The following is a 21,805-nucleotide window of genomic DNA, read 5'->3' as shown; positions in this document are numbered from 1 at the left end:
GGGTGGGGTTGTCTGCTCAGGTGTCGCAGGGTGGGACGGGGCAGACCCATCGACGATGGGTATACGAGCACGTGAAGCTCCTGGCGGACATGGGTGGTCTTGGTCGAGAACCCGTATGCCAGGAGCTTCGTCATTGCGCAGGCGTGTCCAACTCGCGGTCAGCGCCACCGGGTTGGAACAGACTCAATGTGTTGATCAGGACCTTCGGACCGAAGTGAGGGGTCGGGCGCTGTCAGGGTGCGGACCGGAGCTGGACCACGCACGAGCCACGTTCGGCACCGGACGTCAAACGGCCGGCCGAGCAGTGGGTTTCGCGTGAATGACCTGCGCCCGGGGCAGGCCGGGAGCCCCCGTAGGTACGGGGGCTTCCGGGCGGGGCGGGTCAGCGCTGGTTTGCTGCGCGGCGGCGCAGGACGACGAACCCGGCCGCTCCGAGAGCCACAGCGCCCGTGCCGCCCGCGACCAGGGCAGTCGTGTTGCCGGAGTCTCCCTTGACTTCGGCACCGGCCGCGACACCGCCCTTGGGCAGCACGGAGGTCTGCGAGGCGTTGTGAGTGGAGGCCGCGGCGGTGGGCTTCGCCGCGCCCGAGGGCTTGGCAGCGGGCTGGGCGCAGTCCTTGGCGGGCTTGGGGAAGGCGATGCCCTCCCACGGCGTCTTCCCGCCGATGACACGCATCTGGAACTGGGGCACCTGCGGGTCATCGGCGTCCTTGATACGGGCGCCCCCGGCCAGGCCCTCTCGGTTGGACTTGGTGAGGGTGGTCATCACCTGGGCCGTCTGCGCGTCGAAGAGCTGCGCGACCGGGCCCGAAGGGCCGTTGGAGAGCCGCAGGCTGACACCCTCGAAGGGAGTCCCCATGCTCCACGCGACCGTGCAACCATTCCTCGTCTCGGTGCCGCCGGCGTCGAAACCGTGCCCCGTCGCCGGGTTCTTCCACGACCGGACCTGACCGGAACTGTTCAGGGTGACCCACATGCCGCGGATCTGCTGGCCGTCCTGGGTCTGCTTGCTCGTCCCACCGACGTGGAAGCTGCCGATCGGCATGCCGCTGTCGGTGTGGAGGTCGAGGTAGTACCAGCCCTCGCCCTTCTTCCACAGATCGCCCTTGGTGCCGTCGGCCAGCACAGGGTGGCCCACCAGCTTCCCGTCCGTCGCGGTGGCCGGGGCCGAAGCGGCGGCCTTGGGAGCATCGGCGGCGAAGGCGACTGCGGGTGTGAGGAGGGCCCCGCCGAGAACGGCAGTGGCGACGGCGGCCCGCAGGGTCGAGCGGCGGCGGGAAGGGGTGTAGGTCGACATGAACGACTCCGTGACAAGAGGCGGCCGAACGGCCGGAGAAGGAGAAAACAGGAGAGGTTGCATGCCGCCTCCTCTGTCGGGTGGGGCCGTTGAGGCTGGGCGGGGCTGCAAGAAGAAACTTATGGATCACCTGTGCGAGAAGCGTCCCTTCCATGTCACCAAAGCGTCACAGGACCTGCCGCTGCACGAAGCACGCAGCAGGCGGGAGGGTCGGATGGCGCCGGGACGACGTTCGCTCCCTGGCACTCAGGACGGCCAGCGAAGAGCAGCACGGTACATCCAGGCCCCGAACTCCCCGTTGTGGGGGCGCAGTTGTGGGGCGAACCCGACGGTGGAGTACGCGCTCTGGTCGCGAGGGCCACCGGGATCGGGAGGTTCAGGAGCGGGCTCTGGTCCGCGAGGAGGCCGAGCGGCGCGCAATCCGCGCGCGGCCGGGGCGCCCGCCGTCCCGCTGCGAGGACATCGATGGGCCAGGGTGGCGGTGTGGTGCCCCGCGACGCGTTGCACGCATTGCACGCATTGCACGCATTGCACGCACTGGTCGACCAGCTTCCCAAGGACGTACTCGCGGATGCGTCCAAGGGCCCAGCCGATAAGGCAGAACCCTAGGCTCGCGGGTCCACACAGCCGCTCCCCAATGCACCCCTGACCCCCGCCGGGTCCACCTGTCACCGGCGTCACGCGGCTGGGTGACCCCGTTGGCAGCCGGGCCGGGAGCCCTGCTTGCTGGACGGATGAGAGAGCGATCACCGGGCGCGTCCCGGACACAGAACCTGGAGACCCCTCGGGCGGCGGGAGTGGCCGGCATCCTCTTCGCAGTCCTGCTGGCGGCGGCGATCGTACTCGCCCGGATCGGTCTGCCGGAAGGAGCCGGCGGCTCCACCGTGAATATCGACGCGGCACAGCGCAACGCGGTGAACACGGCGGTGGGGCTCATCCCCTTCGCCGGCATCGCCTTCCTCTGGTTCGTAGGTGCCGTGCGCGCCCACACCGGTGAGGCCGAGGACCGGTTCATCGCCACTGTCTTCCTGGGCAGCGGACTGGTCTTCGTCGCCTCCCTCCTCGTCGCCGCCGCGGCCGCCGGGACCGTACTCTCCGCCGACCAACCCCAGAACTTCGGCCGGCACTTCGCGTACGACTTGCTCACGACGTACGGCATGCGGATGGCCGCAGTCTTCGTCTTCGCGACGTCCACCATCGGGCGCAAGCTGGGGACGTTCCCGCGCGGCTTGAGCCTGGCCGGGGTGGTCGTCGGCCTCGTCCTGCTGGTGGCGGGGTCCTCCGTGCCGTGGTCCGAGCTGGCCTTTCCCGCCTGGGCCCTCCTCATCAGCGTGTACATCCTGTGGGCCGCCCGCCAGGCCGCATCAGAGGGGCCGCCCGCCGCACCCCATGAGGGCCAGACCCCATGAGACCGGGGGCCGCCCGCCACGCCCCATGAGGGCCAGGGGTTGGGCAGCCGTCACCCCGATGGTTCACGTGGGCAGGCCGAAACGGCGCGCGTCCGGCAGGCTGGTCCGGGGAGCCGAGGGGGTCACCGAGAGGACCGCACGTTGCTGAGGCTTGTCGTCGATCTCAACCGGTGCCAGGGGTACGCGCAGTGCGCCTTCCTCGCGCCCGATGTCTTCGCGATGCACGGGGACGAGGGGCTCCTCTACGATCCCCAGGCCGAGGACGCCCAGCGCGAGCGGTTGGCGCAGGCCGCCGCCGCGTGCCCCGTGCAGGCCATCCTCGTGGACGACCTGGACCTCAACCTCGACCGGAACCGCGAACAGGACCGGGACCTGACGGCCGCCGCGGAGGCGCGCGATGCATGAAGTGACCCTGGAGCATCTCAAGCGCGACGGCCGGATCGTCGTGGTGGGAGCCTCGCTCGCCGGTCTGCGGGCCGCCGAGACCATCCGTGACAAGGGTTTCACCGGCTCACTGACCATGATCGGCGACGAGCCGTACGAGCCCTACGACCGCCCTCCCCTCTCCAAGGGGGTGCTGCTCGGCAAGTCCACGGCCGAGCGAACCGCACTGCCGCGCCGCCGGGCCATCGACGCCGAGTGGCGGCTCGGCGTACCGGCCGTCGGCCTCGACATGGCGGCCCGGCGGGTCAAGCTGGCCGACGGGGACGAAGTCCCGTACGACCGGCTGCTGATCGCCACCGGCGTACGGGCCCGGCCCTGGCCGAACGCGGCCGAGAGCGAACTCGACGGCGTGTTCGTGTTGCGCACCCGCGACGACGGCGCGGCGCTGGCGCGGCGACTGGACGCGCGGCCCCGCCGGGTGCTGGTGATCGGCGCCGGTTTCACCGGGTCGGAGATCGCCTCGGCGTGCCGGGAGCGCGGGCTGGAGGTCACCGTCGCCGAACGCGGCGACGCGCCCCTGGTCGGGGCGCTGGGCGGGGTGATCGGGGCCGTGAGCGCCGAGCTCCAGCGGGAGCACGGCGTCGACCTGCGCACCGGCGTGATGGTCACCCAGCTGGAGGGCGACTCCACCGGCCGCGTGCGGGCCGCGCACTTCTCCGACGACACCACGCTGGATTGCGACGTGGTGGTCGTCTCGTTGGGAGCCCAGCGCAACACCGAGTGGCTGAGGGGCTCGGGGCTCGGCGCGGGTCCGCGCGGCATCGCCTGCGACGCGGGCTGCCGGGCCTTCGACATCCGGGGCATCGTCACCGACGACATCTACGTTGCGGGGGACGTGGCCCGCTCCCCGCACCCCTTGTTCGGGTACCAGTTCCTCTCCCTGGAGCACTGGGGCAATGCCGTCTCGCAGGCGGAGACCGCGGCGCACAACATGCTCAGCGTGAGCAGCGACCGGCGCCCGCACATCTGGGTGCCGGCTTTCTGGTCCTCGCAGTTCGGGGTCAACATCAAATCCGTCGGCGTTCCGTCGATGGGATCCGAAATCATGATCACGCAGGGCTCGCGCGCAGAACGCCGCTTCACCGGTGTCTATGGGTACCAGGGCCGCGTCATCGGGGCCGTCACCTTCGACAACGGCCGGTGGCTGCCGTTCTACCAGCAGCAGATCGAGAGCACCGCGCCCTTCCCGGTGCCGTTCCCGACGGTCGATCGGCGCTCCGACGGCAACCGGCCCGTCCCCGCCGACTTCCCCGACCCGTCCGTGCCCACGCACGGGCCGACCATCACCCTGAGCGGATACTCGCCGGCCGACCGGCGGATGACGTTCACCCCCGCCGGGCACTGACCCGCAGGCCCCCGGAGGACCGCAATGACCCACGGCATCCTGAGCGAGATCCTGGACTACGCCAACCGCGCGAACCCGTACCCCTTGTACGAAGAACTGCGCAAGACTCCCGTCTTCCACGACGGGAGCGGGCCGTACGTCATCAGCACCTACTACGAGATCCAGAGCCTGCTGCACGACCCGCGACTCAGCTCCGACACCCGCAACCTGGCCGCGACGGCCGGGGACCCATTGGCCGAGGGTGGCGAGGAGGAGGCCGCGGCCCTCCCGCCGAGCTTCCTCAAGCTGGATCCGCCCGAGCACGACCGGCTGCGCCGGATGGCCAACCGGCCCTTCGGGCCTCCGCACTCCCCACGCCGCATCGACGGGATGCGGGGCGACCTCCGCTCCATCGTCACCGGGCTGATCGACAACCTCGGAGACCCCGAACGCATCGACCTGGTCGACCAGTTCGCCTACCCGTTCCCCGTAACCATGATCTGCCGACTGCTGGGGGTGCCACGCGAGGACGAGCCCCGCTTCCACACCTGGGCGGACACCCTCGCCGCGAGCCTGGACCCCGATCCGGACGCGGATCCCGCCGAAAGGCAGCGCAAGACCCACGACTCCCGGATGGAACTGGGCATGTACCTGGCCGGTCTCATCGAGGAGCGGCGCAAGCAGCCCGGTGACGACATGCTGTCCCAGCTGGCCGTGGGGCACGAGCAGGACGAGTCCATGTCGACCATGGAACTGCTCAGCACCGCCGCGCTGCTGCTGATCGCCGGCCACGAGACGACGGTCAACCTGATCACGAACGGGATGCTCACGCTGCTGCGCAACCCCGACGTACTGGAACGGCTGAGCCGGGACCCGGCGCTCGCGGCGCCGCTGGTGGAGGAGCTGCTGCGATTCGAACCGCCGGTACAACTACTGCCGCAGCGCACCCCGCTGGTCGACATCGAGGTGCGCGGGGTCACCATCCCCAAGGGCTCCTCGATGTGGCTGATCCTCGCCTCGGGAAACCGCGACCCCCAGCGCTTCGAGAACCCCGACCGCTTCGACCCGGACCGCGCGGACATCCAGCACCTGGGCCTCGGCAGCGGCATCCACAGCTGCTTCGGCGCTCCGCTGGCCCGCCTGGAGGCCCAGATCGCCCTCACCGAACTGGCCCGCCGCCTCCGCAACCCCCGCCTCCTGGAGGACCCGCCCCCCTACCGCCAGAACGCCGTCCTGCGCGGCCCCCGCCACCTCCACATCACCTGCGCCGAAGTCGGCGCCTAGGCCCTGGCCGGGCGCCGGTTGTCTGGGCACCAGAACGGCCGCCAACTCCGCGAACCGCTTCTCCTGTGAGGTTGCCGAAGCCAGCTCGCTCCGCGCATACGCCGCCGTCGTCTTGGAGCCATCTCCGTGGTGGCACTCCGCACTGCATGTCTGCGGCGGCCGTGCGCAGACTCCGACTCCAGCCGGCGGCCTCGCGGGCACCGGCGCGGGGCTGAGGTAGATCCCGGTGACGCGGTGCCCGCGCAGCGCCGAGCCGATGGCCTGGGCCCCCATGCCGCAGGAGCAGTCGAGTACCGCCACGCGATCCTGGCCGATCAGGGATCCAGGGCGTTCACTGACGAGGGATACTCGCGTCCCGGTCCGCGTGGACCAGCTGGTGATGGTCGGCCGGCTCGTCGTAGAAGTGCGCCACTGATGCCTCGGACATGGCCCGGGGTTTACGGTGCCTGTGCCCGGAGACGCGGATCACTCCGGTGACCAGTTCCGCCCGCGCGGCCAGGATGAGCTGCTGTCCGTCGGGCGGCATGAGGTCGAGTTCCTGGCGCGCTTCGGAGGTCCAGTCCATCTGCCCCGGTGGAAGGGGAGGGCCGTCGGTCACCGTCCGGGCTCCACCAGGCCCGGTGCCCTGCGCCGCGATGTCACTGACGGCATCACCGGCGTTGCCCCGCGCAGCGGCCCCGATTCCGATGGCCGGCCCCACGAGTTCGCAACCGAGCCGCGTGACGTTAACAGAGCGGCTCTTGAGGCTTTCCTCGCCCTGTCGAAGGCTGGCTTTCTGTGTGCCCCCACGACGGTCAGCATCGCATTGACGTCGCGTGCGACAACACCGTGCGCATCAACCCGCCCTCTCCGTACCGTCCTTCACCCCGATGGCGCTCTTCATCGACATCGTGACGCTGACTTCCGTTCGAGTGACCTCCCTGGTCGGCCTGGAGGCCCGCCATCATGTACACGACGGCCTAGGCGCCCTGAACCGATCTGTTCACGGTGACCGAGGCGACTGGGGCGACTACGGCGTGGGTCATGGGCCGTACCGATCAAGCCCTGGAACCGATGTGGGACCAAGTCCTCACCTTGGCTGGCCAGCTCATTGCTCACCGGCGATCAGCGGTGAGGTAGTCGCCCGCATAGCAGGCTTCGCCGCCTAAGGGCTGTCCCGTATCTGCTGGTCACGGAGCTGGCCAAGGTGCGGAAACTGTGTAGCTGCTGAGTTCGCGGTGCCGGTATCGTCCGGTCTCCCGACCCGTCGTACCGGCGGCCTACGTTCAGAGAGCGATGCAGATGACCAGCCAGCAAGCAACGACGACCCTGTGGCGCCCCACCGGCCCCAAGGAGCTGGATCTGGTTCGGGAGCTGAACTGGCGTGCCTGGCCGCCCCGGCTGCCCGAGCAGCCGATCTTCTACCCGGTCCTCAACGAGGACTACGCGGTGAGGATCGCGCGGGACTGGAACGTGAAGCACGATGGCGCCGGGTTCGTCACTCGTTTCGGGGTCGAGTCGGAGTTCTTGAGCCGGTATCCCATCCAGCAGGCCGGCGGGCAGACGATCCTCGAGCTCTGGGTTCCGGCCGAGGAGTTGGACGATTTCAACGCCCACATTGTCGGCGAGATCCAGGTGGTCCACGAGTTCCGCTGAGGCGGGGAGGGATGCTGACGGGGCACGCTGGCCGGTGCGATGATCGCGGCGTGGCTGGTGTGATCACGGCGTCGGAGTCGTCCTGGATAGCCCCGTTCACCGGGCTGAGCCCCCGCCTGTTCGGGAAGCTGGTGACAGTGCTGCGGCGTGAGGGTGCGGATGCCGTCCGCAAGGGTCGGCCGTGGAGCCAGTCCTTGGAGGACCGGGCACTGCTGGTCGCGGCGTACTGGCGCATGAACTTGACGATGCGCCAGCTCGCCCCGATGTTCGGGGTGTCCAAATCCGCGGCGGACCGCGTGATCGGCCATCTTGGGCCGATGCTCGCGCTCCAGCCCCGCAAACGGTTCGCCAAGGACACCGTGCTCATCGTGGACGGCACCCTGGCCCCCACCCGCGACCACACCATTGCCGAGCAGTCGCAATCGCGCTGCTGACCATGTGCGCCAACGAAAGCTCGACGGACGAGTCGTACGGACCGTACCCGGGCACTGCGGGCCTGCTGGCCGCCGCCTGATCTGTCGTACGCGCAGACCCTGCTGATGCCGCCCCTGGCGATCGGCGGGGCCTGCGTGGCTGAGGGGTCGTTTTCATCGGTGAAGCGTGTTGATCCCACCATGTCTCGGTGTCGGTATGGGCCTTGGGGGTGTGAGCCCATCAACAGCACTGGTGGAACTCGATGGCGTCTGAATTTCCATACTCGTCCTCGCCATCCAGAGGCGACAACTCCCCCTCGCGCAGGGCGACTTCCGCACGCCCCCGCCCCTGGTCCCCCGCAGTCAGCCGAATCGCACGCTCAGCGGCAGCCGTACGCCGAAGCTCAGGGTCTGTCCCGGCTGTGCCGCATCGAGGAATTGATTCGGGTCGCATTCCGCGTCCTCGTACAGAATGGCGGTGCTGTTCGTTCCGTTGTGGACACTCAGTGCCTCACCGCTGAGAATGAAACAGAAATGGTCGGGCGGGTTGTCGATGGTGGTGAATCCCCCAGTGTCCGCGCGTTGGTAGCTGAAGCTTCCCGTGGCTGCCTGGGCATCGGTGCAGAGTCCGGCCATCGCGGTGAACAGCGACAGCGCCGCACCGGCGACCAAAACCGACCTGGTCACCCTCCTGCCCGTGAGTTCCCGCCTGAGCACACGCATCGGCACCCCCCTCTCTACGCCCAACTCGCCCTGTAGCCGCTCCATTTGAGCGTCCTGCATCGACATGGGGACGGAAGGCAACTCACCCCCGTCGTCACTCGGACGGCGCAGCGCACACCTCGACGCACGGGCGCGGGCGGGCGCCCGGAAGGTCGGTACACGCCCATTCGAGCGGTTGCCGACGGCGTTTTTCCTGCGGAACCATCGAGGGACCCAGAGGGGGGTGTCTATGCACAGGCGAATTACGCCACGCAAGACTCTACGGAAAGCTACGCGGAAAGTGACCTCCGGAAAGCGCGCGGCAATTCGGCGGCTGGGAACGGCGGTTGGCGGGGCTCTTCTTCTGATTGCCCTGCTGCCGTCCGGCGCCCAGGCGTCCGGAGGCCAGTTCCCGTACATCCGGTTCGACACCGGAACACTCGACGCGCTCGTCAATCCGCCGAACGACGTGTGCCTGCCACTGGCCGGCGGTGCGGCCCACGCGGGCAACGACACCGATGCCACCGCATTCGTCTACGCGGACACCGACTGCCGGCAACTCCTCGCGATCGTGGGCGTCGGGGGGACGTGGGACGAGACCGGCCCGCCGCCGCTGCCCGCCCGCAGCGTGGGCTTCGGCTCGGCCTAGCGCATGACCCATTCAACCGCCCCAAGTTACCTCAATGGCAGGGGAGTTGATCAATGAACGTACTCCGACGGGCTAGCAGGGTACTCGTGACGGCGGCCGCCATCGGAGCCACCGTCCTCGTTCTCAACCCCGCGACCGCCTCGGCCGACTCTCGAGGGAGCACCGTCCGTTCAGGGGTTGCGGCCGACTACAAATGGTTCACGTGGGACGACCTGAGCGTCGGTGACTGCCATCAGACGGGCGGGCACCTACAGCTCTACTCCGACGGCAAACTCACGTTCAACGCCACGGCCTGGACGACCCGCACCATCAGCGGGGACATCTGGCACTCGCGCTTCAAGCTGAACAATTCTGCGGGCCAGACGATGTACACCACCGGGACCTACGACAGCCCGACCATGTGGCCGAGCAAGCACCACACCTACACGGTGCAGGGGACCTTCGAACCCAGCGTGTACAACGCCATCGCGAGAGTCGTCCAGCACTCCGAGTGCTGAGACTCGCTCATCAGGAGCGGCGGCGCTGTGCTCTGCAAAGCACAGCGCCGCCGCTTCTTCATGTGCCGCCCGGATGGATGCGGGGGCGCCTCTACTGGGGCTTGAAGGAGCGGATCTGGTAGTTGCCCTGGACGTTGCCGCCCTTGCCGGCCTCGGTGGATCCGACGCGCGCGTGGTAGTTGGTCTGCGTGTAGTACTGGACGCGGTGCCCCGTCTTGTTCCACACGGAGCGCACGTTCTGGCCCTTCTGGATGAAGGAGCAGTTGTCCGCCGTGTTGGCCAGGCTGGACTGCGACCACTGACAACGGGTTCCCGAACCGTTCCAGCCGCTGTAGATGCAGAAGTATCCTGGTGAACAGTTGTAGGCCGCTGCTCGGGCGGGCGCCGCGGAGGTCGCGGTCGCGGTGGGTACGACGCCCAGCGCGGCGGCCAGGGCCACAGAGGCGACGGCGAACGAGTGGATACGACGCATAAGGAGCAACTCCTCTTTCTCGTCGGCGGTCCGGACCGGCCACACCTCGTGGGCCGGCCGCGCAGGACCGCATGGGCGCGGAGCAGCGGGGCCGAGCGGTGGCACCGATGGGCCCGCCCCGCGAAAACAGCGCCCAGTATTTCGTCGCAAAAAGTGCACCATCAGAGCATTTCTCGCCGACCAGGTGAGGCTGGAAGCACGGCCGCGCACGCGCCGGTCGTGCGCCGGAGTCCGCCCCACGCGCCTCGCGAGTGCGGTCCAAGACGAAGCGCCTGGTTGAGCGGGACAGCCTGTCGTCGTCGGTGACCCCGGCACCGCCGATGGTCTTGCCACGCTTCCGCGTGGACTCGTGGCCTTCGAGGGTGCGGTCGCGGACGTGCTCGCGCTCCATGCCGGACACGGCCGCGAGCACGGTGAACACGACGCCGGACGGGTCGTGTGAGCCCTTCAGTTCTCCGGTGAGAACCTCCAGACCGACGTCACTTGCCTTCAACTCCTCAGCGAGCACGGCGAGTTCGATGTCGCGGCCGAGACGCTTGTGCTCGTGCACGACGAGGGTGACGGCGACACCGGAGGAGCGGATCTCCCCGGCGAGCTTCACGGCGGCCTCCGGCTCCGGGCGCTGGGTGGCGCGGGTGGAGATCTTCTCCGAGAAGACCCGGATGACCCCGGCCTCGCCGAGCGAGTCGAGCTGTGCGTCCAGGGACTCCGGACGGTCGAGGCGCGGGGCGTAGTCGAGGCGGACGTGTCCGACCGGTTCGGCGCCGGCGCGCACGGGCCGGCGCAGCTCGGTCCACACCGAGCCCGGCTTGCGTACGGCGGGAGTCGGCACGCTAAGGGCCTTGGCGAGTTGGGGCACGAGGCGGAAGCTGGCGGTGTGGTACTGGGTCGCCACCCTGCCCTTCCCAGTCCGGCACGGGGAGCCCGCCGGGGCGGCGCAGGCGGCGCCTGGGGGCTCTGGTGATGCGTCGGGCGGCTTCGCGGTCGGAGGTCGCCGCGGCCCCGGTGTTTCGCCGAGGAGTTCAACGAGGTGGGCACGGGTGGCGAGCAGCCGGTGGTGGCGGGCCATGCGATTGCCGGCCTCCAGTGCCCTGACCGGGTCGAGTCCCGCAGCCGGACCGTGGACCATGGCGATGGCGACCCCCGCCGACACCGCCACGGCCGCCCCGGCGCCCACCGGCCCCGCAGCGGTCTACCTGACGTTGAACACGGGGATGCGGAGCGACCCGAAGGGCTTCGGCGGTTGTGGCGACGGACCCTCGGCTAGGTCGGGCGTCCGCCGAACTGCCAGTTGTGCACCTCAATGTCGGCGTACTCGTCCGAGGTCAGGATGGCGCGTGCCGTGTCCGGGTCCGGCGCTCGGAGCAGCGCCGCGGTGCCCAGCCAGGTGGCGCCGTTGTCGGACAACAGCGGTCCGTAGGCGATCAGCTCGTTCAGGTCGGGCGGCACCGCGAGGTCGGCGGCCTGTCCCGTGCCGAGGCCGATCACCAGGTACCGGTCGCCGCCCGTCCGACCGCCGGGGAAGTCCCACATGGTGCGCCCCAGCGTGTTGCGCCACCGTCGTAGCAGCACGTCCCGGTAGACGCCGGCCTGGTAGTTCGGCTCGTCGAAGGCGAATGTGCGGGCCGCGGCGGGGTCGGGCAGGTCGAGGATGTGCACGCTTCCGGTGGGTGTGTCGCCGTCGTCGGCGAGAGTCGGGCCCCGGGCGATCATCTCCTTCGCGTACTGGTCCATGTAGGACCAATGCGCTTCCTGCAGCTCGTAGCGCAGTGGCAGGGAGGCGGGCCGGTCGCGGTGGTAGCAGAGGAACTCCATGCCTAAAGATCTCTTCAATGAGGTAACCGGTCGAGCGGTTTTCAGCGGTTTTCACTGAGAGGGTTGTTCGGCTGCCTGCGGCAGCTGGGCCCGTGCGGAGTCCGCGTAGCGCATCGCGGTCTTCTCATCGAGCCCGAAGTCCTCCGCGAGGTGGAGTGGGTCGGGTCCTTTGACCCGGGCTTCTTCGAGCTGCCGGTCGACGCGGAGTCTCTCCAGGGTCGCGTCCTGTCCCCGCATCGCAGCACTGATCCAGTGGCTGCCGGCCCGGCTGGAGGTGTTGGCGGTCTGGTTGTTGATCAGCGGGTGAAGGTTCGCGGTGTTAGGCCATCGTCGGTGCCGGTGCTCCAGCCAGTCCAGCAGCCGTTGCGTGGTGAGGTCGTCCGGCGGGCGGACACGTCCGGCGATGGTCCGTCGGCGGTTGCCGAGGTCGGTGTCGTTGAGCATGAAGGTGACGATCTGGGCGACTCGGGCGGCGTGAACCGCTACGAGGGTGAGGATGAGCCGTGTCGCCGGGGTGGTAGCCACTGCGACAGAGCGGTCGACCTGTACGGGGACGAGCGGTTGCAGCATGGCGTACTCGTATTGCCCGACCTTGATCCGGCCGGCGGGGTTGCGGAAGATCAGCCCGTTCTGCTTGGCCCAGGTGAACAGCGAGCGTACGGCGACGAGTTGGTCGTGGTGTTGATGGCCGTGCAGGGTCTTGATGTAGGTGAGGACGTCGTCGCGGGCACTTCGCGGAGGTGGTCGTAGCGGTTCGACCAACTCAGCAGGGGCGGGTGGACTCGGTTGAGGTAGAGCCAGACGGTGCCCCCCGTCGCGGGAGGCTGCGCGGGCCGCCGTCGCGAAGGACGCGGGTCCAACGTTCGGTCTCCGAGCGGATGCCGGGTGCGAGACCTTCCAGTCTCTCGGCGAGCCAGCGTTCGAAGGAGGGTTCGCTGTCGTCTTCGAAGATTCCCATCCCCTCCAGGACCGTGACGGTGTGGCCGACCGGCAGGTCCAGGAACACGCAATGGGGCGAAGATCTCTGTGGGACGGATGACGTCCCCCTCGACGTAGCCGGTGAGGACGAGGGCCACGCCGCGGTTGACGGCCAAGCGGATGTTGCGGCCCCAGCCGCGCGCCTCGGCGAGCCGGTGCGCGGGGTACTTCGCCCAGGTCAGTCAGGGGTTGGCCAGGGCGGCGTCGGCCAGGGCGAGTCGCCGGTAGTCGCGGGGGATCTGCTCGAACAGCGATGGCTGCGTCCAGCCGGAATCCGGGCGCCAGGCCGGTGCCGGGGGGGGGCTGCTTGCGCGCCAGGGCGGCTGTGGTCGTCGTCGAACTGACCCCACGTCCTCGATGAACCACCGCAGCGTGCGGTCGGCACCGTTGATATCCGGCACCATCCGCTCGCGGGCCAAGCCGAGGGGCCCCCTTGCCGTGACGGACGTGGAGCTTGCCGAAGCGGCTTCCAGCTCCCACTTGATGTCGGTCAGGTCGAGCTTGCACGCCTCACTGACCCGCAGGCCGACCACGAAGACGCACTGCACCCGAAGGAGAAGGCACCTCCTGGCTAAGGGCTTGAGGACTCAGCTGGGCTCACGGGAACTCACGGGAACTCACGGGATGTCGCACATTCCCTCGTTGAACTGATCATGGCGGCGACTCATCTGCGGGCTTGCGGCGTTCCCGAGCTCCGCCACGTGGGTCGGCATCCCCTCGTCACCCCCGAACGTTGCGTGGAGGCCCCGGCCTTGGGCAGAGAGCGCATCGTCGGCGTCCTGCGGCGTGGAAGGACGGGACGGGACCGGAACACTCCAGAAATGTGCCGTAGTGACCGATAAGCGCTGGTCAGCCGATGGCCGAGCTTGGACTGACCAGATCCTCCGTCACGGGCAGGCACTCGGCGAGCAGGTCGAGGACGTCGCGCCAGGCTCGCTGCGCGTGCCGTGGGTGGTAGCCGACGCCGGGACGCACGGTGTGGCCGACCGACGGGTGGTGGAAGGCGTGCAAGGCGCCGCCGTAGACCGCGAGGCGCCAATCGACGCCCCCGGCCTGCATCTCGGCGGTGAACGCGTTCCGTTGCGCGGGCGGCATGATCGGGTCTTCCGACCCGACCCCGGCCCACACGGGGCATCGAATGCGCGCCGCCTCGCCCGGTCGGCCCGTGATCAGCCCGTTGACTGTCCCGATCGCGCGCAGGTCGACGCCATCGCGACCGAGTTCCAGTGCGATTGCGCCCCCGGTGCCGTAGCCGACGGCGGCGATCCGGTCGGGGTCGGTCCGCGGTTCGGCGCGCAACACGTCGAGCGCCGCATGACCGATGTCCCGCATCCGGTCGGGGTCGGCGAGCAGCGGCATGCAACGGGCCAACATTTCCTCTGGGTCTTCCAAATAGCGTCCGCCGTGGAGGTCGAAGGCCAGCGCCACGTAACCCAGCTCGGCCAGCGCCTCGGCCCGGCGGCGCTCGACGTCGCTGAGCCCCGTCCCCTCGGGTCCGATCAGGACTGCCGGCCGGCGGTCGACACCGGCCGGGAGTGCGAGGTGCCCGAACATCGTCAGACCGTCGGCCGGGTACTCGACCGTGCGCGTTGTAATCGTCGTCATGAGACTGGACGATAGTGATCGTCGAGCCCGGTCCGGCTGGTGTTCTGCCGCTGGCAGAACAGCGCGGGTATCCCTCTGAAATACGGCGAGGGCTCACAGGAACCGTCACAAACCCCGTTCCCACGGCAGCACTGTCGGATCACCTGCCCAGGCCACGGTGTTGGAGACCGACCCTCGGGGCCGGATTCTGGCGTAAACCGGGCCGACCCCCTGAAGGGGCGTCACCAGCTAGGCACCTCACGGCTCACGCGGCCTGGCCGAGACCGGCAGCGGTCAGGTCCTGCTCGCGAAGCGGCGTGAAGTCGACGTCGAGCTTCGCGTCGTACGCCTCGGGCTGGATGCCGAGTTCGTGGGTGCTGTACTCGCCGAACCGATTGTGGGCTTCCCTCGTCCCTGGTCTGGGAGGAGCTGTTCCACTTCACGGCGGGGAAACTGAGCAGGCGTCGCAACCCCGAGCTACCAAGCGGCCCCGTGCTTACGCGGCCACCCGACCGAGATCACCCGACCGGGGCCCCCTCGTGCCGACGGCGGCCGGGTCGGGGGCTTCGCACACGAGCGCGCGGTGGGCCGGGGACGCGTCGGCGAACGGCAGCCCGTAGACCCCCCGCCGCCGCGATGGCCACCGTTCGATCAGAACCGCCCTCGCGACCGATAGAGATACGGCTTCTCAGAAATGCTGGGACGAGAGCATCGACGGGGTGCCCCGCGGGGCCACGGGAGAGGGCTGGGTAGGGTCAAGTCCATGGCTTCGCTTCCCTACCTCCAGCTGCTGCGCCAGGAGTCCGACGCATTCAGCGCCTGCCTTGGGCACGACCTGAGTTTGCCCGTCATCCATTGCGGAGACTGGACACTGCGCGGTCTCGCCGAGCACATGGGCCGGGGCAACCGTTGGGCTGCCGCTGCGGTCACCGAGAAGCGCGGCGACTACGAAGCGCCGTCCGCGCCGCGCGTGGACGACGAAGTGCGGGGCTGGTTCGACGCCTCGGCAGACGAGTTGCTGGCCGTGCTGGACACCGATCCGGCCAACGAGGCGTGGACCTTCTACCCGCCGCACACCGTGGGCTTCTGGCAGCGGCGGCGCGCTCAGGAGATGCTGATCCACCGCTGGGACGCGCAGAACGCCTTGGGAGAAGCCCTCCCCTTCGACCCGGAGTTCGCGGCAGACGGCGTGGCGGAGGTCTTCGACACCATGGCGCCGCGTCAGGTCAAGCTCGGCCGGGCTGAACCGCCGCGCCATGCACTCCGGCTGCGGGCCACGGACACCGGCCAGTCGTGGACTCACGGGCCTGGCGAGCCTGTCGCCGAGATTTCCGGAACGGCGGAGCAGCTGCTGCTCATGCTCTGGGGCCGACTGCCCGCAGACGACGCGTCGATCTCGTGGTCCGGAGACCGCGCGGCGGGAGCAGCGACTCTCGCCGGCCCGTTGACTCCTTGACCGCCACGGAACCCGCCGCCCCGCTGACGTGCCCCCCACAGGCCCGCCGCCCCGTTGACTCCTTGACCACCACGGCACCGTCGGCCCGCTGGCGCCTTAACCGCAACGGAACCCGCTGGCCCATTGACGCCTTCCCCACCCCCGGAACCCGGGCAGATCAGATCAGGCCCGCGGCTGACGAATATCGGTCGCGTCGATTCATTCCGGCCACAAGGCACCCGACGCGGCCGCCCTCATGGGCAAAAGCGGAGCTCAGCGGCGGCGGCAGGCCCTTGGCCGGCTCCTGCTCACGGACCGTGGTGGCCGGGTGACCCGAAGGGGCCAGCAGCTTGTCGTCGCGGGGCACGTCGTGTTCGTACACGTCGCTCCACTCGGGCCGCGCCGAGCCGGCTTCATGGTTCCCGCCCTGGTGCCGGGGTGTGGTTGATCCTGGGGAGAGCGTACGGATGCTCGTCCCGCAGCCAGCCGACCAGCCCTTCCCGGACGGCACACCGCACCGTCCAGATGTTGTCCGCGTTCCGCGCGGTGGCCAGCGCCCGCACCTCGATCGTGCTGGGAGTCGTATCTGTGACGACGAGACTCCAGGAGCGCCCGTCCCAGGCGTCGCATTCCTTCAGGACCCGGTGCAGCTGCTCACGCAGCAGGGCGACCGGAGTGGCATGGTCCACGTGGAGGAAGACGGTACCGGTCATCTGGGCACCGCCGCGGGACCAGTTCTGGAACGGCCGACTGGTGAAGTACGAGACCGGCATGGTGATCCTGCGTTCGTCCCAGGTCCTGACCACGAGGTAGGTGAGCGTGATCTCCTCCACCGTGCCCCACTCCCCCTCGACGACCACCGTGTCACCGAGGCGGACCATGTCGCCGAAAGCAATCTGGAGGCCGGCGAAAAGGTTGCCCAGCGTCGACTGGGCGGCGATACCGGCAACCGCGGCGATCACTCCCGCTGAGGCCAGGACCGAGGTGCCCAGCGTCTGCACCGCCTGGAACTGCATCAACATGACGGCACCGGTGACCGCCATCACCACGGCGGTCACGACCCGCTGGATGAGGGCAACCTGGGTCCGCACCCGCCGTACGCGCGCCGGATCATGCGAGGCGGAAGCGTAGCGGGCGTAGCCGGAGTCGACGACAGCACCGGCGATCCGCAGGCTCAGCCATCCCACGGACGCGATCAGCAACAGTGTCAACGCACGGTCAATGCCGACGTGATGGTCCTGGCCAACCCCGGCCGTCCGGTAGCTGCTGAGCAACAGCCCTGTGCACGAGGCGACTTGCAGCGGCACCCGGCAGCGGCGCAACCGCTGCCACAGGGGCGCCGCGGGATGACGGGAGGCGATCCGGCGCAACACCAGGTCGGCAGCCCACCCCACGGCGAAGGTGGCGCCAATAACGCCTGCCGCCACCAACAACGGGCGCACTGTGAACTCCATGCACACCTCATCCTTTCCGAGGGAGAATTCGCGGTTCCCCTGACACGTCCGCTTCCGATGACACGTCCGCTTCCGAACTTCTTCGACGAGGCTCACCGAGGAGCCGCGAGCGAAACGGCTCGCTACCTCAGTTCACTTCAGGAGCCCACTACGCAGCTGTCGTGGCGGCACGACGGACGAGCACCAGCCACTGGTACCCCGGCTTCCGCGAGCGCGAAGGGCTCCGGGCGGCGTGCCGCGTCGTGCGCGGGGCGCACCGGGCGCTGCTCCTGGCCCTGAGCCAACGCGGCCATGAGCCAGCGCAGCCATGAGCCATCGCGCCCTGGATGGCGTAGCACTTGGGGTCAGTGATGGCCGGAGCTGCGCGGGTTTTTGGTTTCCGCTCCGTGGGCGAAGCCGCCTGCGTCTTCCTCGTCGCGGTGCGGGGCCTGCTGCTTTTCGAGGCGCGGCAGAACGCGGCGGAGATCCTCTATGAGGAGGTCGGCGAGGTCGTGGCCGAATCCGTTGCGTACCACGATGCGCAGTGCGGCGAGATCGGTGCGGTCGGCCGGGAAGGTGTAGGCGGGTACGAGCCAGCCGCGTTCACGCAGGGCTGCGGAGACGTCGAAGACGGTGAAGTTGTCGACGCTGTCCTTGATACGGAAGGCGAAGACAGGTGTGTGACGGCCGTCGGTGAGCAGTTCGAAGGGGCCGAGCTTGGCGATGTCCGTTGCGAGGCGAGTGGCGACATCACGACACGTCTGCTGGACGCGGCGGTAGCCGTCGAAGCCGAGGCGCAGGAAGTTGTAGTACTGGGCGATGATCTGGGCCCCGGGGCGGGAGAAATTGAGGGCGAAGGTGGGCATGTCCCCGCCGAGGTAGTTGACGTGGAAGACCAGATCGTCCGGCAACGCATCGGTGTCACGCCACAGCGCCCAGCCGACGCCGGGCATCACCAGGCCGTATTTGTGACCGGAGGTGTTGATGGAGGTGACGCGTGGGAGGCGGAAGTCCCAGACCAGTTCGGGGTCGAGGAAGGGTGCGATCATCGCGCCCGACGCACCGTCGACGTGGATGGGCACATCGATCCCGGTTCGGGCTTGAAGATCGTCAAGGGTGGCGGCGAGGTCGGCGACCGGCTCGTAGCTGCCGTCGAAGGTGGAACCGAGGACGGCGACAACGCCGATGGTGTTCTCGTCACACAGTTCGGCAGCTTGTTGCGGGCTGATGTGGTAGCGCTCTCCCTCCATGGGGACGTAGCGCGGCTCGACCTCGAAGTAGTCGCAGAACTTTTCCCAGCAGATCTGAACGTTGATGCCCATCACCAGGTTGGGCCGGTCTGCGGGTTTGCCTTCGGCGCGCCGCTTTTGCTGCCACCGCCGTTTCAGCGCGAGGCCGCCCAGCATCGCCGCCTCGCTGGACCCGGTCGTTGAGCAGCCCACCGCATCATCGGCATCGGGAGCGTTCCACAGCCGGGCGAGCATGTGCACGCACCGGGTTTCCAGCTCGGCGGTCTGCGGATACTCGTCCTTGTCGATCATGTTCTTCTCGGCGCACTCCGACATCAGTCGCAGTGCCTGCGGCTCCGCCCACGTCGAGACGAAGGTGGCCAGGTTCAACCGGGCGTTACCGTCAAGCATCAGCTCGTCGTGCACCAGCTGGTACGCCGTGTCCGGGTCCACCGCCCGGCGCGGCATCTCGTAGCGGGCGACCGTCACAGGCTCGCGGCTGAACAACGGATTCGCCTCCACGCTGCGAGAGCCGCGTCCATTGTGACGGGGGTGCTTCAAAGCCATGACAGGGCATCCCTTCCCGGAGACAGGTCCCCTCCCGGGTACCCAGGCGACCGCCCGACAACCGAAGGCCGCCGCCCCGTGCGTCCGGCCGGGACTGGACCCGGTCGCGCCGTAGCGTGAGTCCAAAACGATCCGGGCATATCGCCGCCGGGATCCCGTCCTAGGAGGCACCTCAACCATGACTGCCGCAATGTCTGAGCTCACAGGGGACTACGTCCTCGACGTAGCCCACACCCGTCTCGGCTTCGTCGCCCGCCACGCCATGGTGACCAAGGTCCGCGGCGCGTTCCACCAGTTCGAGGGCACGGCCCACCTGGACGGCACCGATCCGTCCCGCTCCACCGCCCAGGTGGTGATCAAGACTGAGAGCATCGACACGGGCGTCGAGCAGCGCGACCAGCACCTGCGGACCAACGACTTCCTTGATGCTCCGCACTTCCCCGACATCACCTTCCGCAGCACCTCCATCGAGCCGCGTTCCGACACGGAGTACCGCGTCACTGGCGACCTGACCGTCAAGGACACCACCCGCCCGGTCACCATCGACTTCGAGTACACCGGAAATGCCGTCGACCCCTACGGCAACCTGCGGGTCGGCCTGGAGGGATCGGTGACCATCTCCCGCAAGGAGTTCGGCGTGACCTGGAACGCGGCGCTGGAAGGCGGCGGCGTACTGGTCGGCGACAAGGTCGTCCTGGAATTCGACATCTCCGCGATCAAGCAGAACTAGCAGACCTACCAGAACTAGCCGCGCCCGAACGTTCGGCGCACCCGGTCGACGGCCCCACCACACAGCGAAGCGACCGTGGGGCGAAAAGACCGCAGTGGCCAGGTCGCATGCCGTCCCGCACCCGCATGGCAAACATCATCCAGGTGCGGGACGCAGAAGTCACCGGGCCACCCCATTCGAATCCGTTGAGTTCCAGGTGCTGTCGAAACTGGGGTTCCGGCTCAACCTCCGGCTCCGTGACACTGTCGCTCGGCAAATCGCGGCGGCGTTGTGGCTCGCGTAGCCGCCACATCGCACGGGCGGCGGACCCTGGGATGCGTGGACAGGGGTGGCGATGCCAGGGTGAGATCAGCTGACGGATCACGCGGGAAGGGGCGTCGCCCACATGGAGTCAGCCCAGCCCCCGTACGGTGCGGTACCGGGTTCGGACGGCGCGCGCCGGCGCATGGCTGGGCTGCTGACCGTCGTGGTTACGGCCGTGGTCGCGGCGGTCGGCTGCACCTCCCCGCATACGGCCACCAGCCCATCGGATCGCGCCGTGCCGCCGACGGTAGCCGTGACGGGCGAGACGTACCGCGTGCCCGAGCCGCTACCGGCCGGGACGCCGGGCAAGCTGATCGCCGCGACCGATCACGGCCCCGATGCCCGGCTGGCCGGCGCCCGGCGCTGGACTGTGGTCCACCACTCCACCAACGGCCGTGGCGCAGACGTCCCGGTCAGCGGCACAGTGCTGCTGCCACCCGGCTCCCCTCCTCGTGGCGGCTGGCCGGTGGTGTCCTGGGCACACGGCACCACCGGGGTGGCCGATGCCTGCGCTCCCTCCCGGTTGGCCGATCTCGGTTCGGCCGCCTACATCCAGGAACTCGGTGCGCTGTTGCGCGCCGGATACGCGGTCACTGCCTCGGACTACCCCGGGCTCGGGACACCGGGGATGCACACGTATCTGGTCGGCTCGGACGAGGGCAATGCGGTGGCCGACATCGTCACCGCCGCCCACCAGTTGGTGCCCGGCTTGGGGCGGGTGTGGTTCGCGGTCGGGCACTCCCAAGGCGGCCAGGCCGCCCTGTTCGCCGCGCACGCTGCACATCCACCTGGCGGTCAGCGCCTGGGCGGGGTGGTGGCCATTGCCCCGGCCAGCCATCTGGAGGGGATGCTCACCGGGGTGAAGGCATCCCACGTGCCCGGCGAGCTGTCCTTCGCTCTGTACTCCCTCGCCGGGCTTGCGGCCGTCGACCCGACCGACGCGTCGGTGAGCCTGCGCGCGCTGCTGGGGAACGCGGCAGCCACCACCGCCTCCCGGGTCCTCAACAGCTGCGCCACGAACAGTGCCATGGTGCTGAAGGGCCTGGACACCGAGGAGATGCTGCCGCTGAGTGCCGACCGTCTGAACCGAATCGGGGAACGGATGGGCGCCTACGGTGATCCCGACCGCGCCCCTGTACCCGTCCCGGCACTGATCATCCAAGGCGAGGCCGACCAGGACGTGCCGGCCGTCTGGACCGCCCAGGTAGTCGCCCATCTGCGCAAACTCGGCTCGCCATCCGTGCACTATCGCACCTATCCGGCCGCGGGCCACCTACAGGTCCTGGGCCGATCGCTCTGCGACACACTTGCCTTCCTCCGCACCCACGGCGGAACCTCGCCGGCCACCTGCACTCCGCTGGACACCGGCACCAGCTGAGCCACCCGTCTGACACCTCTCATCGCAGAACACACACCCATCGCCCCCATCGCCGAACCGAAGATTTCAAGGCCTGTCAGACGGCCGTGCCGCGATGAGACAGGTCCTTCACAACGAACACACCAATGCGCATCTCCACATCAGCGATGTCCCCGTGCTGAGCAGAACTCTCCGACCATGGCCGCCACTTACGCGCTTGGCGCTTGGCGATCACGAGACGGGACCGG

Annotated in this window: 19 protein-coding genes and 3 pseudogenes; 11 read left to right on the top strand and 11 right to left on the bottom strand. The window is 68.9% G+C overall.

Features of this window, described 5'->3' with window-relative positions; all coding sequences use genetic code 11:
• Window positions 1-382: 382 nt before the first annotated feature.
• The gene (locus OG522_RS39215; RefSeq protein WP_329468226.1) at window positions 383-1,297 is read right to left on the bottom strand and encodes a hypothetical protein; all 915 of its coding nucleotides are present in this window, start codon (window positions 1,295-1,297) and stop codon (window positions 383-385) included.
• Window positions 1,298-2,031: 734 nt separating this feature from the next.
• Between OG522_RS39215 and OG522_RS39210 the strand changes: the two genes are divergently transcribed.
• From OG522_RS39210 to OG522_RS39195, 4 genes are all read left to right on the top strand, one after another.
• Window positions 2,032-2,706 carry a hypothetical protein gene (locus tag OG522_RS39210; RefSeq protein ID WP_329468225.1) on the top strand — a complete coding sequence of 225 codons (675 nt, stop codon included), beginning with the start codon at window positions 2,032-2,034 and terminating at the stop codon, window positions 2,704-2,706.
• A gap of 144 nt (window positions 2,707-2,850) precedes the next feature.
• A complete protein-coding gene (locus tag OG522_RS39205) occupies window positions 2,851-3,111 on the top strand; it encodes a ferredoxin (RefSeq protein WP_329468632.1) in 261 nt (86 codons plus the stop codon).
• Window positions 3,104-4,495, top strand: a complete 1,392-nt coding sequence (locus OG522_RS39200; protein ID WP_329468224.1) for an NAD(P)/FAD-dependent oxidoreductase — start codon at window positions 3,104-3,106, stop codon at window positions 4,493-4,495. Before OG522_RS39205 ends, OG522_RS39200 begins: the two co-directional genes overlap by 8 nt.
• A 24-nt stretch (window positions 4,496-4,519) precedes the next feature.
• Window positions 4,520-5,758 (top strand): cytochrome P450, encoded by a 1,239-nt coding sequence (locus OG522_RS39195; protein WP_329468223.1) that lies wholly within the window; start codon window positions 4,520-4,522, stop codon window positions 5,756-5,758.
• 331 nt (window positions 5,759-6,089) lie between these two features.
• Here OG522_RS39195 and OG522_RS39190 read toward each other — a convergent pair whose 3' ends face one another.
• Complete coding sequence (locus OG522_RS39190; protein ID WP_329468222.1) at window positions 6,090-6,323, bottom strand: hypothetical protein; 234 nt, start codon at window positions 6,321-6,323, stop codon at window positions 6,090-6,092.
• Between the two features lie 710 nt (window positions 6,324-7,033).
• On the opposite strand from OG522_RS39190, the gene OG522_RS39185 reads away from it, so the two are divergent.
• Together OG522_RS39185 and OG522_RS39180 are read left to right on the top strand one after the other, a co-directional pair.
• Window positions 7,034-7,393, top strand: coding sequence for a hypothetical protein (locus OG522_RS39185; RefSeq protein WP_329468221.1), 360 nt, complete (start codon window positions 7,034-7,036; stop codon window positions 7,391-7,393).
• 50 nt (window positions 7,394-7,443) lie between these two features.
• Window positions 7,444-7,818: pseudogene (locus OG522_RS39180) on the top strand (helix-turn-helix domain-containing protein); the annotation flags it as partial.
• 351 nt (window positions 7,819-8,169) lie between these two features.
• On the opposite strand, the gene OG522_RS39175 reads toward OG522_RS39180, so the two are convergent.
• A complete protein-coding gene (locus tag OG522_RS39175; RefSeq protein WP_329468220.1) occupies window positions 8,170-8,595 on the bottom strand; it encodes a hypothetical protein in 426 nt (141 codons plus the stop codon).
• 214 nt (window positions 8,596-8,809) lie between these two features.
• Between OG522_RS39175 and OG522_RS39170 the strand changes: the two genes are divergently transcribed.
• Together OG522_RS39170 and OG522_RS39165 are read left to right on the top strand one after the other, a co-directional pair.
• Window positions 8,810-9,157, top strand: a complete 348-nt coding sequence (locus tag OG522_RS39170; protein ID WP_329468219.1) for a hypothetical protein — start codon at window positions 8,810-8,812, stop codon at window positions 9,155-9,157.
• Window positions 9,158-9,210: 53 nt separating this feature from the next.
• Complete coding sequence (locus OG522_RS39165) at window positions 9,211-9,654, top strand: DUF6294 family protein (RefSeq protein ID WP_329468218.1); 444 nt, start codon at window positions 9,211-9,213, stop codon at window positions 9,652-9,654.
• 91 nt (window positions 9,655-9,745) lie between these two features.
• Here OG522_RS39165 and OG522_RS39160 read toward each other — a convergent pair whose 3' ends face one another.
• From OG522_RS39160 to OG522_RS39135, 6 genes and pseudogenes are all read right to left on the bottom strand, one after another.
• A complete protein-coding gene (locus tag OG522_RS39160; RefSeq protein ID WP_329468217.1) occupies window positions 9,746-10,126 on the bottom strand; it encodes a peptidase inhibitor family I36 protein in 381 nt (126 codons plus the stop codon).
• A 385-nt stretch (window positions 10,127-10,511) separates the two neighbouring features.
• Window positions 10,512-11,195 (bottom strand): annotated as a pseudogene (locus OG522_RS39155) (recombinase family protein); the annotation flags it as partial.
• 194 nt (window positions 11,196-11,389) lie between these two features.
• Window positions 11,390-11,941, bottom strand: coding sequence for a YciI family protein (locus OG522_RS39150; RefSeq protein WP_329468216.1), 552 nt, complete (start codon window positions 11,939-11,941; stop codon window positions 11,390-11,392).
• A gap of 51 nt (window positions 11,942-11,992) precedes the next feature.
• Complete coding sequence (locus OG522_RS39145) at window positions 11,993-12,703, bottom strand: hypothetical protein (protein ID WP_329468215.1); 711 nt, start codon at window positions 12,701-12,703, stop codon at window positions 11,993-11,995.
• 502 nt (window positions 12,704-13,205) lie between these two features.
• A pseudogene (locus OG522_RS39140) lies at window positions 13,206-13,449 on the bottom strand (site-specific integrase); the annotation flags it as partial.
• Between the two features lie 319 nt (window positions 13,450-13,768).
• Window positions 13,769-14,524, bottom strand: coding sequence for a dienelactone hydrolase family protein (locus OG522_RS39135; RefSeq protein ID WP_329468214.1), 756 nt, complete (start codon window positions 14,522-14,524; stop codon window positions 13,769-13,771).
• Between the two features lie 742 nt (window positions 14,525-15,266).
• Here OG522_RS39135 and OG522_RS39130 point away from each other — a divergent pair.
• Complete coding sequence (locus OG522_RS39130; protein WP_329468213.1) at window positions 15,267-15,959, top strand: maleylpyruvate isomerase family mycothiol-dependent enzyme; 693 nt, start codon at window positions 15,267-15,269, stop codon at window positions 15,957-15,959.
• Window positions 15,960-16,351: 392 nt separating this feature from the next.
• Here the strand turns inward: OG522_RS39130 and OG522_RS39125 are convergent, their stop codons facing one another.
• Both OG522_RS39125 and OG522_RS39120 read right to left on the bottom strand, forming a co-directional pair.
• Window positions 16,352-17,392, bottom strand: a complete 1,041-nt coding sequence (locus tag OG522_RS39125; protein ID WP_329468212.1) for a mechanosensitive ion channel family protein — start codon at window positions 17,390-17,392, stop codon at window positions 16,352-16,354.
• A 344-nt stretch (window positions 17,393-17,736) separates the two neighbouring features.
• Window positions 17,737-19,167, bottom strand: coding sequence for a glutamate decarboxylase (locus OG522_RS39120; protein ID WP_329468211.1), 1,431 nt, complete (start codon window positions 19,165-19,167; stop codon window positions 17,737-17,739).
• A 178-nt stretch (window positions 19,168-19,345) separates the two neighbouring features.
• Between OG522_RS39120 and OG522_RS39115 the strand changes: the two genes are divergently transcribed.
• Together OG522_RS39115 and OG522_RS39110 are read left to right on the top strand one after the other, a co-directional pair.
• On the top strand, window positions 19,346-19,897 hold the full coding sequence (locus OG522_RS39115; RefSeq protein ID WP_329468210.1) for a YceI family protein: 552 nt from the start codon (window positions 19,346-19,348) through the stop codon (window positions 19,895-19,897).
• A gap of 385 nt (window positions 19,898-20,282) precedes the next feature.
• Window positions 20,283-21,578, top strand: coding sequence for an alpha/beta hydrolase family protein (locus OG522_RS39110; protein ID WP_329468209.1), 1,296 nt, complete (start codon window positions 20,283-20,285; stop codon window positions 21,576-21,578).
• Window positions 21,579-21,805 lie beyond the last annotated feature (227 nt).

The sequence above is a fragment of the Streptomyces sp. NBC_01431 genome, assembly GCF_036231355.1.
Taxonomy (GTDB): domain Bacteria; phylum Actinomycetota; class Actinomycetes; order Streptomycetales; family Streptomycetaceae; genus Streptomyces.
This window is presented reverse-complemented; position numbering and strand designations above follow the sequence as displayed.

Excerpts from the sequence above, each read along its gene's own strand:
- OG522_RS39215 (WP_329468226.1), bottom strand. The coding sequence starts at position 1,297 with ATGTCGACCTACACCCCTTCCCGCCGCCGCTCGACCCTGCGGGCCGCC.
- OG522_RS39210 (WP_329468225.1), top strand. The coding sequence starts at position 2,032 with ATGAGAGAGCGATCACCGGGCGCGTCCCGGACACAGAACCTGGAGACC.
- OG522_RS39200 (WP_329468224.1), top strand. The coding sequence starts at position 3,104 with ATGCATGAAGTGACCCTGGAGCATCTCAAGCGCGACGGCCGGATCGTC.
- OG522_RS39195 (WP_329468223.1), top strand. The coding sequence starts at position 4,520 with ATGACCCACGGCATCCTGAGCGAGATCCTGGACTACGCCAACCGCGCG.
- OG522_RS39190 (WP_329468222.1), bottom strand. The coding sequence starts at position 6,323 with ATGGACTGGACCTCCGAAGCGCGCCAGGAACTCGACCTCATGCCGCCC.
- OG522_RS39185 (WP_329468221.1), top strand. The coding sequence starts at position 7,034 with ATGCAGATGACCAGCCAGCAAGCAACGACGACCCTGTGGCGCCCCACC.
- OG522_RS39175 (WP_329468220.1), bottom strand. The coding sequence starts at position 8,595 with ATGTCGATGCAGGACGCTCAAATGGAGCGGCTACAGGGCGAGTTGGGC.
- OG522_RS39165 (WP_329468218.1), top strand. The coding sequence starts at position 9,211 with ATGAACGTACTCCGACGGGCTAGCAGGGTACTCGTGACGGCGGCCGCC.
- OG522_RS39160 (WP_329468217.1), bottom strand. The coding sequence starts at position 10,126 with ATGCGTCGTATCCACTCGTTCGCCGTCGCCTCTGTGGCCCTGGCCGCC.
- OG522_RS39150 (WP_329468216.1), bottom strand. The coding sequence starts at position 11,941 with ATGGAGTTCCTCTGCTACCACCGCGACCGGCCCGCCTCCCTGCCACTG.
- OG522_RS39135 (WP_329468214.1), bottom strand. The coding sequence starts at position 14,524 with ATGACGACGATTACAACGCGCACGGTCGAGTACCCGGCCGACGGTCTG.
- OG522_RS39130 (WP_329468213.1), top strand. The coding sequence starts at position 15,267 with ATGGCTTCGCTTCCCTACCTCCAGCTGCTGCGCCAGGAGTCCGACGCA.
- OG522_RS39125 (WP_329468212.1), bottom strand. The coding sequence starts at position 17,392 with ATGGAGTTCACAGTGCGCCCGTTGTTGGTGGCGGCAGGCGTTATTGGC.
- OG522_RS39120 (WP_329468211.1), bottom strand. The coding sequence starts at position 19,167 with ATGGCTTTGAAGCACCCCCGTCACAATGGACGCGGCTCTCGCAGCGTG.
- OG522_RS39115 (WP_329468210.1), top strand. The coding sequence starts at position 19,346 with ATGACTGCCGCAATGTCTGAGCTCACAGGGGACTACGTCCTCGACGTA.
- OG522_RS39110 (WP_329468209.1), top strand. The coding sequence starts at position 20,283 with ATGGAGTCAGCCCAGCCCCCGTACGGTGCGGTACCGGGTTCGGACGGC.